Raw genomic sequence first — 12710 nt, 5'->3', positions numbered from 1 at the left:
CGAAGCAAATCACACTAAAAATTCCATTCAGAATATCGCCAATCTTTGTCTGATTTCTAGTGTGATTTCTCCCTCCGGTCGAAATGACAAAAAAAGGAATGTTATTTCTAAAAAACCGCATACAACATTTAAAAACAATATCATATGAAAAACTTATTTTTCGCTAGTTTAGTCTTGTTTGCATTCAGCTCAATGGCAAATGCACAGCAATTAAAATCACCCGAAGGAAAGTTCGTAATGGAATTTTCGCTTCAGAACGACGGAACTCCAACTTACAATTTAAAATACAAAAACAAAGAAGTTGTAAAAACCAGTAAATTAGGTCTTGAGCTTAAAAACGACACCAAATCTTTACTTAATGATTTTACAATTGCTGATACCAAAACATCTACTTTTGATGAAACCTGGAAACCGGTTTGGGGAGAAGTAGATCATATCAGAAATCATTATAACGAACTGGCGGTTACTTTAAATCAAAAAAGCACCGACAGAAAAATTGTAATCCGTTTTCGTTTGTTTGATGATGGTTTAGGTTTCCGTTACGAATTCCCGGCGCAAAAGAACCTTACTTACTTTGTAATTAAAGAAGAAAGATCACAGTTTGCCATGACCGGCGACCACACGGCTTTCTGGATTCCTGGAGATTATGATACTCAGGAATACGATTATACAAAATCTAAATTATCTGAAATTAGAGGTTTGGCTGAAAAAGCTTATACAGCAAATGTTTCTCAAAAGTCTTTTTCACCAACAGGAGTTCAGACTTCTTTGATGTTAAAAACTGCTGACGGAATCTACATCAACCTGCACGAAGCGGCTTTGATCAATTATTCTTGCATGCACCTGAATTTAGACGATAAAAAAATGATTTTTGAATCCTGGTTAACGCCGGATGCGAAAGGTGATAAAGGGTATATGCAGGCACCAAGCCATTCGCCATGGAGAACCATTATGGTAAGTGATGATGCGAGAGATATTTTGTCTTCAAAATTGACTTTAAACTTAAACGATCCATCCAAAATTGATGATACTTCATGGATTAAACCTGTAAAATATGTAGGAGTTTGGTGGGAAATGATTACAGGAAAAAGTTCATGGTCTTATACAAACGATTATCCAACAGTTCAATTGGGAGTTACTGATTTTTCAAAAGCAAAACCAAACGGGACTCACGGAGCTAACAATGCTAATGTAAAAAAATACATTGACTTTGCTGCAAAGCACGGTTTTGACGCTGTTTTGGTCGAAGGCTGGAATGAAGGCTGGGAAGACTGGTTTGGACATTCAAAAGATTATGTTTTCGATTTTTTAACACCTTATCCGGATTTTGATGTAAAAGGGTTACACGAATATGCCAAATCTAAAGGTGTAAAAATCATCATGCACCACGAAACTTCAGGATCTGTGCGTAACTACGAGCGTCACATGGACAAGGCTTACAAATTCATGAATGACAACGGATATACAGCTGTAAAAAGTGGTTATGTTGGAGATATTTTACCTCGTGGTGAAAATCATTATGATCAATGGATTGTAAACCACTACCAATATGCTATCGAAAAAGCGGCTGAATATAAAATTATGGTGAACGCTCACGAAGCCATCCGTCCAACAGGAATCTGCAGAACATATCCAAACTTAATTGGAAATGAAGCAGCCAGAGGAACCGAATATCAGGCTTTTGGAGGTTCCAAACCAAATCATGTTACAGTATTGCCATTTACACGTTTAATAGGAGGTCCAATGGATTATACGCCTGGAATCTTTGAAATGGACATCAGCAAAATGAACCCGGGAAATACTTCTCACGTAAATAGTACACTGGCGAATCAATTGGCTTTATACGTTACGATGTACAGCCCGTTACAGATGGCAGCTGACACTCCGGAGAATTATAACCGTTTTCCGGATGCATTCCAATTCATTAAAGATGTGGCTGTAGACTGGTCAGAAAGTAAATATATCGAGGCTGAACCTGGAGATTTCGTTACTGTTGCCCGTAAAGCAAAAGGAACAAACAACTGGTTCGTTGGAAACGTAAACGGAGAAACGCCGCGTACTTCAAATATTGATTTCAGCTTCCTTGAAAATGGTAAAAAATATACTGCAACAATTTATGCTGATGCAAAAAATGCGCATTACAAAACAAATCCGCAGGCTTATACAATCAAGAAAATTGCTGTAACCAATAAATCAAAATTATCTCAGTTTTCTGCTCCGGGAGGAGGATATGCGATAAGCATTATTGAAACGAAATAATTTTTTAAAAGATAAGTGATTCCCCAGAATTACTTGTTTTTTTATCAACATCTTTTTGTCACATCGAGCGGAGTCGGGATGCTACAAAGGTTCTTGACTCCGCTCGAATTGACAATGAGAATAATTTCTTACTACTATGAATAACCTAAAAACAAACCATTTTTTCTATAAATTAGTTCTTTTGGTTTTGTTGTTTTCCGCTTCCGCGAAAGCGCAAATCCAAAAAACAGAACCGCCTTTCTGGTACGCCGGAATGAAAAATCCGGAGCTGCAGATTATGTTCTACGGAAAGAATATTGCACAATACGAAACTTCGGTTTCTAATAATGTTGCGATTAAAAATGTAGAAAAAACAGAAAACCCAAATTATCTTTTCGTAACTATCGATACGAAAGACGTAAAAGCTTCTGAACTAACTTTTTCATTCAAAAACAAAAACAAAGTCGTTTTTACTCAAAAATATATTCTTAAAGAAAGAAGAGCCAATTCTGCCGACAGAAAAAGCTATGATTCCTCTGATTTAATTTATTTAATCATGCCAGATCGTTTTGCTAATGGAAATCCTAAAAACGACAGCAATGCTTCATTAACCGAAAAAGGAAACCGTCAGGATCCGAGTGGGCGGCACGGCGGAGATATCGAAGGAATCATCAAAAATTTAGATTATATTTCTTCTTTGGGGGCAACAACCATTTGGAATACGCCACTGTGCGAGGACAACGAGAAACAGCATTCGTACCACACTTATGCGCAAACAGATGTTTATAGAATTGATCCACGTTACGGAACCAACGAAGATTATGCGAGCCTGTCTTTAGAAATGCACAAAAGAAATATGAAACTGGTTATGGATTATGTTACCAATCACTGGGGAATTTCGCACTGGATGATGAAAGATATTCCAACAAAAACCTGGTTCAATCAATTCGAAAACTTTACTCAGACACATCACAGACGTGAAGTAATTACAGATATTCACGCTTCAAAAAACGATCAGGAAGTTTGTATTGATGGTTGGTTTGTACCTTCAATGCCTGATTTGAATCTTAGAAATCCTTTGGTTTCAAAATACTTAACACAAAACGCTATCTGGTGGATTGAATTTGCCAATCTTGATGGTTTCAGAGTGGATACTTATAATTATTCGGATAAAACAGCAATGGCAAATTGGTCAAAAGCTATTACAACTGAATATCCTAATTTCAATATTGTGGGTGAAATCTGGATGCACAATCAGGCAAATTTAGCTTTTTGGCAGAAAGACAGTAAAATAGGAGTAATTGAAAACTACAATTCAAACCTTCCAAGTGTCATGGATTTTACGCTTCAAAGTCAGATTACTTCTGCTTTCAACGAAAATGAACCAAATTGGGATAGTGGATTAATTAAATTCTACAACAATTTTGCAATGGATTTTTTATATCCAAACACCAATAACATTTTGGTTTTTGCCGAAAATCATGACACAGACCGTATGAATCACACTTTTAAATATGATTTAGCGAAATACAAACTGGCTATGACTTTACTGGCAACCGTTCGCGGAATCCCACAGATTTATTACGGTTCAGAAATCGGAATGGGCGGTGACAAAACTAAAGGTGGCGACGCCGATATTCGTCAGGATTTCCCGGGCGGATGGGCTGGCGACAAAAACAATGCTTTTACAAAAGAAGGAAGAACTCTTCAGCAGGCTGCATACTTTGATTTCAGTTCAAAATTATTTAACTGGAGAAAAACAAACGAAGCGGTTCATTTCGGAAAAATGACGCATTATATTCCGGAAAATAACACCTATGTGTATTTCAGGTATACTGATGCTAAAACAGTAATGGTAGTGTTCAATAACAATGCAAAAGAGCAAGTTGTAAAAACAAATCGTTTCAAAGAGAACATCAAAAACTTTAAATCCGGAAAAGATATTATCACTGGAAAAATATTTGATTTAGCTTCTGAAATTACTTTAGAGCCAAAATCTGCTTTGGTTTTAGAATTGGAATAATATTGAACACATAATATATACCGTAGAGGCGCACTGCAGTGCGTCTACGCAAAGTTTTTCCGCCACGAATTCACGAATTTTTATTCTCAAAGATTGTCAAAAAATAATTCGTGAATTCGTGGCTATTTATTTTTTAATAAATTCCTTGCCACCTTTGCGTAAAACTTTGCGACCTTTGTGGTTAGAAAAAAAAGCAAAAATGCTAAAAATAGCTCACAGAGGTGCAAAAGCATACAAACCCGAAAACACACTTCAGGCTTTTCAAAAAGCTTTAGACCTAAATTCAGACGGAATCGAACTCGACGTTCATCTAAGTGCCGATAGAAATATCATCGTAATGCACGACGAAACCATCGATAAAATGACTAATGGAAAAGGTGCTATCAACATTTACACTTTAGCCGAATTAAAATTATTCCTAATCGCTGGCAAACATCAAATTCCAACTCTAAACGAAGTTTTTGATTTAGTAGATAAAAAATGCTTCATCAATATCGAATTAAAAAGTAGAGACGCACTGCAGTGCGTCTCTACCTTGATTGAAAAATATATCGCAGAAAAAGAGTGGAGTTATAACCACTTTATCATTTCAAGTTTTGACTGGAATGCTTTAAAAGAAGTTCAAAAACTAAATCCAAATATCCCGATTGGTGTTTTAACAGAAGAAAATGTCGATACTGCTCTGGCTTTCGCCGAATCGATAAAAGCAAAAGCCATTCATCCTGATTTTCAGTTATTGAATAAGGAAAACGTTCAGCAAATGCAGGAAAAAGGATTTCTGGTTTTCCCGTGGACAGTAAATTCGGAAGAAGATATTCAAAAAGTAAAAAGTTATAAAGTAAACGGAATTATCTCTGATAATCCAGACAAAATATAAAATAGCCACGAATTCACGAATTTTTATTCTCAAAGATTGTCAAAAAATAATTCGTGAATTCGTGGCGAATAAAAAAATATGATTAAAAATTTCGACATCATCATCGTTGGCGGAGGCGCAGCCGGATTTTTTACAGCGATTAATATTGCAGAGCAAAATTCGAAACTTAAAATCGCAATTTTAGAAAGAGGAAAAGAAGTCCTTTCTAAAGTCCGCGTTTCCGGAGGTGGGCGATGTAACGTGACACACGCCTGTTTTGAGCCTAACGAATTAGTGAAATTTTACCCAAGAGGCGAAAAAGAACTTCGCGGGCCATTTCATCAGTTTTGTTCAGGCGATACTATTGAATGGTTCGAAAAACACGGTGTTGAATTAAAAATTGAAGAAGACGGCAGAATGTTTCCTGTTTCAAATTCGTCACAAACTATCATTGACTGCTTTCTAAAAGCAACCGATAAATTAGGCATCAAAGTATTGACAGGACAAAGTGTTCAATCGATTTTCAAAAAAGAAAATCACTGGAAAATCGATACCCAAAATGACAATTTCGCAGCTGAAAAATTAGTAATGGCAACCGGAAGCAATCCAAAAATATGGGAAATGCTTCAGGAACACGGTCATGCGATTGTGAGTCCCGTTCCGTCCTTATTTACCTTCAATATCAAAGATTCACGGATTAAAGAATTGCCCGGAGTGGCAGCACAGGTAACGGTAAACGTAAAAGATACAAAACTTGAATCTACAGGTCCTTTGTTAATCACACATTGGGGAATGAGCGGGCCGGCAATTCTAAAACTTTCGGCTTGGGGCGCGCGCATTTTGCACGATAAAAATTATCAGTTTACCATTTTTGTAAACTGGTTAAACGATGTTGATTACGAAGATGCTGAAAAAATCCTGAAAGACTTAAAACAAGAACACGCTAAAAAAGCAGTTTCTAAAAAATCTCCCTTCGATTTGCCAAATCGTTTATGGGAAAGTTTAGTTTTGGCTTCAGGAATTGATTCAGAAGTTAAGTGGGCGGATTTATCTAAAAATCAGTTGCAGAATTTAGCTTCACAATTGACCAAATCCGAATTTAAAGTCAACGGAAAAAGTGCTTTTAAGGAAGAATTTGTAACGGCTGGGGGAATCGATTTAAAAGAAATCAACTTTAAAACAATGGAAAGCAAAATACATAAAAACCTTTATTTTGCTGGGGAAATCGTAAATATCGATGCCATAACAGGAGGATTTAATTTTCAGAATGCCTGGACAAGCGGGTTTATTCTGGCACAAAATATTTAATACAACATGAAATTTAAAGGAATTATTTTTGATTTAGACGGCACATTAGTAAACTCATTAGAAGACATTTCAGATGCGATGAATAAAGTACTTCAGGGTCTAAATTTCTCAACTCATACTTACGATACCTATCAATATTTTATTGGAAGCGGATTACGAAATCTGGTCAGCAAAGCACTTCCTGCAACCAACAATTCAGACGAGGAGATCGAAATTTGTTTTGAACGCATGATTAATGAATATCGTGAAATCTGCACGTTGAAAACAAAGCCTTACGAAGGAATTGTGGAACTTTTAGAAAATCTGACTTCAAAAAACATCAAAATGGCTGTTTTTTCGAACAAAGCCGATGAATTGACCAAGAAAATAGCGTTAGAAATATTTCCAAACCAATTTGACACAGCGGTTGGTTTGAGTACAGAAGCGCTTAAAAAACCAAATCCGTTTGAGGCCTTAGAAATTAGTAAAAAATGGAATTTAAAACCAGAAGAAATCCTTTTTGTAGGCGATTCTGATATCGATATGCAGACGGCTGTAAACGCCAAGATGTTTCCGGTTGGTGTTACCTGGGGCTACAGAACTGAAGAGGAATTGAAAAATAGTGGTGCAAAATTGGTTGTAAATACTGCTTCGGAATTGATTGAGATTTTATAAAAATATAATTCGTTAATAATACACTTTATTTATTCAACCACCAGATACTCGCATTTAAAATCGCAGCAAATCCAACCCAGGCTAAATACGGAATCAATAAATAACCTGCCGTTTTATTGATTTTGATGAATTTCAAATATGTTTCATAAATCATTAACCATAAAAGAGCGATTTCGATTAAGGCAAGCATCGGATTTTTTAGTCCGAAGAATAAATACGACCAGATGGTATTCAGTGTTAACTGAATTATGAAGAACCCTAAAGCTTTTTTGACTTCTTCATTTTGTTCTTTTATTTTATCCCAGACTAATCCGGCAGCAATAGCCATTAAAATATAAAGCAGGGTCCAGACCGGCATAAAAATCCAGTTGGGCGGATTAAAAAAGGGCTTTTCAATTGTTGGGTACCACTCTGCTACGCTAGGTCTTGTCACCAGACTTGCAGAATATCCAACTGCCAAACAAACTATTAGTGCTATTGCTATTTTTACGAATTTATTCATTTTCTCCAATTTTGCAGTCAAAAATAACCAAAAGAAAGTTTAAACCATATAAGTCATACAAGTTCATTTAATTTTTACTGGATTTAAGATTAACGCATTTTGGGAAATTAAAAATAAGTGTCAGGCTGAGCAGAGACGAAGCTCTTTATATATTAATAAGTCTTTAAATCCGTTCAGGATGATTTGTTTCTAAAGTTCATTAAAACTAACACTTACATTTTCTTATATAACTTATATGGTGAAAAAATTTAAAAACTATCTTTGCCAAAATTTTACAATTCATGTTTACAGCAGCTGATTTTATTCCTAAAGCATATTCTTCAACAATTGAAAGCGGAACTTTTGAATGGAGTGCTCCGAGCAATATTGCATTAGTGAAATACTGGGGGAAAAAAGAAAACCAGATTCCGGCAAATCCATCTGTAAGTTTTACGCTTAAAAATTGCAAAACGATAACCAGATTATGTTTTGAGAAAAGAGATGCTTCATCTGTAACAAATGGTTTTTCTTTTGATTTGCTTTTTGAAGGAAAATCAAAAGAAGATTTCAAGCCAAAAATCAGAAAGTTTTTAGAGCGGGTTGAAGCGTATCTGCCTTTTTTGAAAGAGTATCATTTTACAATTGATACACATAATACATTTCCGCACAGTTCAGGAATCGCTTCTTCGGCATCGGGAATGGCTGCTTTAGCAATGAATTTTATGAGTTTGGAAAAATTGCTGAATCCCGAAATGAGTGATGAATATTTCTATCAAAAAGCATCATTTTTAGCCCGTTTAGGTTCCGGAAGTGCCTGTCGTAGTGTAAAAGGAAATGTAGTCGTTTGGGGGAATCAGGCGAATATTGAAAGAAGTTCGGATTTATTTGGAGTTGAATTTCCGCATGCAATTCATGAAAATTTCCGTAATTATCAGGATACTATTTTATTGGTTGACAAAGGAGAAAAACAGGTTTCGAGTACGGTTGGACATGATTTAATGCACAATCATCCATATGCTGAAAGACGTTTTGCTCAGGCGCACGAGAATCTGGATAAATTAATCGCTATTTTTGAAAGCGGAAATGTAGAAGAGTTTATCAAAGTTGTAGAAAGTGAAGCCCTGACTTTGCACGCTATGATGATGACGTCGATGCCGTATTATATTCTGATGAAACCGAACACATTACAAATTATTAATGCAATCTGGAAATTCAGAGCCGAAACAAAAACTCCGGTTTGTTTTACGCTTGATGCCGGTGCAAATGTGCATGTTTTGTATCCTGAAAACGTTAGTAAAAAAGTATTACAATTTATTAAGAACGAATTAGTTGGCTTTTGTCAAAATGGTCAGTACATTTGCGACGAAATTGGAAAGGGTGCAATTGCATTATAATTTTGCGTATCTTTAGTTAAATTTTTTCATGATGGACATTCAATTAGAAAAACTCGAATTAATAAAATTGTTAGCAGAGACAGAAAATCCGGATATATTAAAATCTATTCGAAAAATTTTCAAAAAAGAGCAGAAAGACTGGTGGGATGATTTGACTGATGAGCAAAAAGAAGATCTTGAACTAAGCATGCAGGAATTTGAAAGAGGTGAAGTGGTGAGTTACGAATCAATTTTAAAAAGACACGGTTTACGTTGAGAAATATCAAATTTACTCTAAGAGCCGAAAGATCTTTTGAAAATATTCTGAGCTATATTGAGACAAAATGGTCAACAAAAAGAAAAATTGATTTTCTGAAAAAATTTAATAAATCAATTTTAGCAATTCTTTTACATCCGGAAAGCTTTCCATGTAGCGAGAATAACAAAATGATTAGAAAATGTGTTCTAACAAGACAGACTACTTTTTATTATGTTTTTAGTTCAAAAGAAATAACCATTATCAATGTTTTCGATACAAGACAACATCCAAATAAAATAAAAAAAGACATTAAATAAACTGTATGAAAGGACCATTATTTTACTCAAAAATATTACTCTTTGGAGAATACGGAATTATCCGCGACTCTAAAGGACTTTCTATTCCTTATAATTTTTACAACGGCGCTTTGAAAAAAAGCGAAGAACCTACTGAAGAATCCATTGCATCTAATAGAAGTTTAAGAAGTTTTGCTTCTTACCTTGAAGTTTTGCAGACGCAGCAGCCAGAATTGGTTACTTTTGATTTACAAACGCTTCAAAATGATGTTGAAAGCGGAATGTATTTCGATTCCAGTATTCCGCAGGGATATGGTGTTGGGAGTAGTGGTGCGCTTGTAGCAGCTATTTATGATAAATATGCAAACAACAAGATAACCGTTTTAGAAAATTTAACACGCGAAAAACTTTTACAGTTAAAAAATATATTTTCTCACATGGAAAGCTTTTTCCACGGGAAAAGTTCTGGTCTTGACCCTTTAAATAGTTATTTGAGTATTCCGATTTTAATTAATTCTAAAGATAATATTGAAGCAACCGGTATTCCAACTCAAAGTTTTGACGGGAAAGGGGCAGTGTTTTTATTAGACTCAGGAATTGTAGGTGAAACCGCTCCGATGGTCAATATTTTTATGGAAAATTTGAAAGACAAAGGTTTCCGTGCGATGCTTAAAAACCAGTTTGTAAAATATACAGATGCCTGCGTAGAAAACTTTTTGCATGGCGATATGAAATCGTTGTTTACCAATACAAAAAAGCTTTCAAAAGTTGTTCTAAATCATTTCAAACCCATGATTCCGGAGCAGTTTCACGGAATCTGGCAGCATGGTATTGATACAAACGATTATTATTTAAAACTATGCGGTTCCGGCGGCGGCGGTTATATTTTAGGGTTTACTGAAGATTTAGAACGTGCAAAAGCTTCTCTAAAAGATTATAAATTAGAAGTTGTTTATCAATTCTAATAAAAACCTTTTTTCTAAAATTTAAACTCGCAGAATGTTAAGCAGACAGCACAAACTTATAGTAATGAAAATTGTTAGTTTGTTTTCTGTCGTACGTGGCTATAACATTCCCATTATTATTTTAGCTCAGTATTTATCGGCTATTTTCATACTTGCTCCGGAAAAAAGAGCTTTGGATATTTTACTGGATTTTTATTTGTTTTTGATTGTCTTTGCTTCGGCTATTACTATTGCTTCGGGTTATATTATCAATAATTTTTATGATAGTCAGAAAGATTTAATCAACAGACCCAATAAATCGATGCTGGATCGTCTGGTAAGTCAGAAAACAAAATTATCGGTTTATTTTACTTTGAATTTTATAGCCGCTTTAATGGCTCTGGTTGTTTCCTGGAGGGCTTTTTTATTCTTTTCGGGGTATATTTTCCTGATTTGGTTTTACTCTCATAAAATAAAAAAATACGCTGTTATCGGAAATCTAATGGCTGCATTTATGGCTGTTTTGCCTTTTTTCGCCATCCTGTTGTTTTTTTACAATCAGATTTCGTTTGAAGAAATAGAGAATCACAGAGGACATTTTGTTGTAATTTCATCACATGCCATGTTTCTTTTTTTATTACTGCTGATTCGCGAAATGATTAAAGATCTGGAGAATTTAAAAGGGGATCTGGCAAACAATTACCAAACGATTCCGATTCTTTATAATGAAAAGGTTTCTAAACAAATCATTACAGTTTTGACCTTTTTGACCATACTTCCGGTTTATATTTTAATCAATATCTATGACGTGGGTTATATGGATATTTATTTTTATGTGTGTTTTATGGCGTTGCTTTTTTTTCTGTTATATTTATGGAAATCAAACTCGAAGGAACAATATCTGATGCTTCACAATGTGCTTAAATTTTTGATTGTTTCGGGCGTTTTTTGCATTGTTTTGATTAATCCAAGTGTGTTGTGGCATGGGAAACAATTGATTTCTAATTTTTAGGTTTTATTTCGCAGAGATTCACAGAGATTTTTCGCGAAGATTCACGGAGAATATAAAACTTTGTGCAACTCTGTGCTAACTTTGAGAAGCTTTGTGTAATAACTAATTTTAAAAAGTAAGCCAATTGATTTGATCTAGCCCCGGTTGAAGTGGAAATCCTTTTATTTTGTTCTTTAAAAAATAAAAGATTGGGAACGGAAAACGGAACCCATGTTTATAAAAAGCCAGATGTGATGCTTCAAATTAATCTAAGGCTTATTGCTATTAATCTAACAACATTGAACTTAAGATTATTTAGCAGGAATAAACTATCTTTGCACAAATTACAGAATTTATGAACAACAAGGAAGGGAATAATAAAAGAGGCGGATCGAGACCAAACAGTTCAAGACCGAACTCCGGCAAGCCAAAACCTCCTATGGCAAAGCGTGCTCAGGGACCGAAAAAAGTGAAACCTGCTGTAAAGGCAGCTGAAGAAGAGAAAGCACAAAAATTTAAAAAACAAAATCAGGCTCCAAAAAGACAGAAAGCTTCTGACGAAATTCGTTTGAATAAATATATTTCGAATTCTGGTGTTTGCTCGCGTCGTGATGCTGATATATACATTCAGTCCGGAAATGTAAAGGTAAATGGTGTTCCGGTTACTGAAATGGGATATTTGGTAAAGCTGAACGATGTTGTGAATTTTGACGGTGTTGTACTGACTCCTGAAAAGAAAGAATATATTTTGCTGAATAAACCAAAAAACTTTACAACGGCTCTTGACGAAGGTCAGGAATACCGTAATGTTCTGGAATTGGTGCGTGGGGCTACAAACTCTAAAATTGCTCCGGTTGGAAGAATGGATAAAAATACGACCGGGCTGTTATTGTTTACAAATGATAATGATATGATTCGAAAATTTACGTTGCCGAATCAGAAATCGTCTAAAATCTATCAGGTTTCGTTGGATAAAAACCTGAAATATGAGGATTTGGAAAAAATTAGTAAAGGTTTGGTTCTTGACGGACACCGTGTTTTTGTTGAAGAAATCAGTTATATTGACAACGAACCAAAAAGTGAAGTTGGACTAAAATTGCGTACCTCTAATGTAAAAGTAGTACGTTCTATTTTTGAAAGTTTTGAATATAATGTTTTACGTATTGACCGTGTATCATTTGCAGGATTGACCAAAAAGAATCTTCCAAGAGGAAATTGGCGTTTTTTGACAGATCAGGAAATTATCAATTTGAAGAACGTTTAAAAGAACGATTTATATAAATAATC

General features: G+C 35.0%; 12 protein-coding genes. 11 read left to right on the top strand and 1 reads right to left on the bottom strand.

Annotated features, from left to right (window positions below; translation table 11 throughout):
• Nucleotides 1-144 precede the first annotated feature (144 nt).
• From GWR14_RS10980 to GWR14_RS10960, 5 genes are all read left to right on the top strand, one after another.
• The gene (locus GWR14_RS10980; protein WP_163409071.1) at nucleotides 145-2259 is read left to right on the top strand and encodes a glycoside hydrolase family 97 protein; all 2115 of its coding nucleotides are present in this window, start codon (nucleotides 145-147) and stop codon (nucleotides 2257-2259) included.
• Nucleotides 2260-2395: 136 nt separating this feature from the next.
• The gene (locus GWR14_RS10975) at nucleotides 2396-4261 is read left to right on the top strand and encodes a glycoside hydrolase family 13 protein (protein ID WP_163409070.1); all 1866 of its coding nucleotides are present in this window, start codon (nucleotides 2396-2398) and stop codon (nucleotides 4259-4261) included.
• Nucleotides 4262-4460: 199 nt separating this feature from the next.
• A complete protein-coding gene (locus GWR14_RS10970) occupies nucleotides 4461-5138 on the top strand; it encodes a glycerophosphodiester phosphodiesterase (RefSeq protein ID WP_163409069.1) in 678 nt (225 codons plus the stop codon).
• Between the two features lie 78 nt (nucleotides 5139-5216).
• The gene (locus tag GWR14_RS10965) at nucleotides 5217-6425 is read left to right on the top strand and encodes a BaiN/RdsA family NAD(P)/FAD-dependent oxidoreductase (RefSeq protein WP_163409068.1); all 1209 of its coding nucleotides are present in this window, start codon (nucleotides 5217-5219) and stop codon (nucleotides 6423-6425) included.
• A gap of 6 nt (nucleotides 6426-6431) precedes the next feature.
• Nucleotides 6432-7079: an HAD family hydrolase gene (locus GWR14_RS10960; RefSeq protein WP_163409067.1), complete on the top strand. Its 648-nt coding sequence runs from the start codon at nucleotides 6432-6434 to the stop codon at nucleotides 7077-7079.
• Nucleotides 7080-7104: 25 nt separating this feature from the next.
• Here GWR14_RS10960 and GWR14_RS10955 read toward each other — a convergent pair whose 3' ends face one another.
• On the bottom strand, nucleotides 7105-7581 hold the full coding sequence (locus GWR14_RS10955; protein ID WP_163409066.1) for a TspO/MBR family protein: 477 nt from the start codon (nucleotides 7579-7581) through the stop codon (nucleotides 7105-7107).
• Nucleotides 7582-7862: 281 nt separating this feature from the next.
• Between GWR14_RS10955 and GWR14_RS10950 the strand changes: the two genes are divergently transcribed.
• The 6 genes from GWR14_RS10950 to GWR14_RS10925 all read left to right on the top strand — a co-directional run bounded on the left by GWR14_RS10950 (nucleotide 7863) and on the right by GWR14_RS10925 (nucleotide 12687).
• Nucleotides 7863-8954, top strand: a complete 1092-nt coding sequence (locus GWR14_RS10950; protein ID WP_163409065.1) for a diphosphomevalonate/mevalonate 3,5-bisphosphate decarboxylase family protein — start codon at nucleotides 7863-7865, stop codon at nucleotides 8952-8954.
• A 31-nt stretch (nucleotides 8955-8985) separates the two neighbouring features.
• Complete coding sequence (locus GWR14_RS10945; protein ID WP_163409064.1) at nucleotides 8986-9210, top strand: hypothetical protein; 225 nt, start codon at nucleotides 8986-8988, stop codon at nucleotides 9208-9210.
• Entirely contained in the window at nucleotides 9207-9509 is a 303-nt protein-coding gene (locus GWR14_RS24120; RefSeq protein ID WP_163409063.1) for a type II toxin-antitoxin system RelE/ParE family toxin, read from the top strand. The genes GWR14_RS10945 and GWR14_RS24120 overlap by 4 nt, the downstream gene beginning before the upstream one ends.
• 5 nt (nucleotides 9510-9514) lie before the next feature.
• Nucleotides 9515-10453 carry a mevalonate kinase family protein gene (locus GWR14_RS10935; RefSeq protein ID WP_163409062.1) on the top strand — a complete coding sequence of 313 codons (939 nt, stop codon included), beginning with the start codon at nucleotides 9515-9517 and terminating at the stop codon, nucleotides 10451-10453.
• Nucleotides 10454-10487: 34 nt separating this feature from the next.
• Nucleotides 10488-11444: a geranylgeranylglycerol-phosphate geranylgeranyltransferase gene (locus GWR14_RS10930; protein WP_163409061.1), complete on the top strand. Its 957-nt coding sequence runs from the start codon at nucleotides 10488-10490 to the stop codon at nucleotides 11442-11444.
• A gap of 334 nt (nucleotides 11445-11778) precedes the next feature.
• Nucleotides 11779-12687, top strand: a complete 909-nt coding sequence (locus GWR14_RS10925) for a pseudouridine synthase (protein WP_163409060.1) — start codon at nucleotides 11779-11781, stop codon at nucleotides 12685-12687.
• Nucleotides 12688-12710 lie beyond the last annotated feature (23 nt).

The sequence above is a fragment of the Flavobacterium ajazii genome, assembly GCF_010614725.1.
In the GTDB taxonomy this organism is placed as follows: Bacteria; Bacteroidota; Bacteroidia; order Flavobacteriales; family Flavobacteriaceae; genus Flavobacterium; species Flavobacterium ajazii.
This window is presented reverse-complemented; position numbering and strand designations above follow the sequence as displayed.

Bases quoted from the DNA above. Each gene is read 5' to 3' on its own strand.
- GWR14_RS10975 (WP_163409070.1), top strand. From the start codon at position 2,396: ATGAATAACCTAAAAACAAACCATTTTTTCTATAAATTAGTTCTTTTG.
- GWR14_RS10945 (WP_163409064.1), top strand. From the start codon at position 8,986: ATGGACATTCAATTAGAAAAACTCGAATTAATAAAATTGTTAGCAGAG.
- GWR14_RS10930 (WP_163409061.1), top strand. From the start codon at position 10,488: ATGTTAAGCAGACAGCACAAACTTATAGTAATGAAAATTGTTAGTTTG.
- GWR14_RS10965 (WP_163409068.1), top strand. From the start codon at position 5,217: ATGATTAAAAATTTCGACATCATCATCGTTGGCGGAGGCGCAGCCGGA.
- GWR14_RS10955 (WP_163409066.1), bottom strand. From the start codon at position 7,581: ATGAATAAATTCGTAAAAATAGCAATAGCACTAATAGTTTGTTTGGCA.
- GWR14_RS10980 (WP_163409071.1), top strand. From the start codon at position 145: ATGAAAAACTTATTTTTCGCTAGTTTAGTCTTGTTTGCATTCAGCTCA.
- GWR14_RS10950 (WP_163409065.1), top strand. From the start codon at position 7,863: ATGTTTACAGCAGCTGATTTTATTCCTAAAGCATATTCTTCAACAATT.
- GWR14_RS10970 (WP_163409069.1), top strand. From the start codon at position 4,461: ATGCTAAAAATAGCTCACAGAGGTGCAAAAGCATACAAACCCGAAAAC.
- GWR14_RS10925 (WP_163409060.1), top strand. From the start codon at position 11,779: ATGAACAACAAGGAAGGGAATAATAAAAGAGGCGGATCGAGACCAAAC.
- GWR14_RS10935 (WP_163409062.1), top strand. From the start codon at position 9,515: ATGAAAGGACCATTATTTTACTCAAAAATATTACTCTTTGGAGAATAC.
- GWR14_RS10960 (WP_163409067.1), top strand. From the start codon at position 6,432: ATGAAATTTAAAGGAATTATTTTTGATTTAGACGGCACATTAGTAAAC.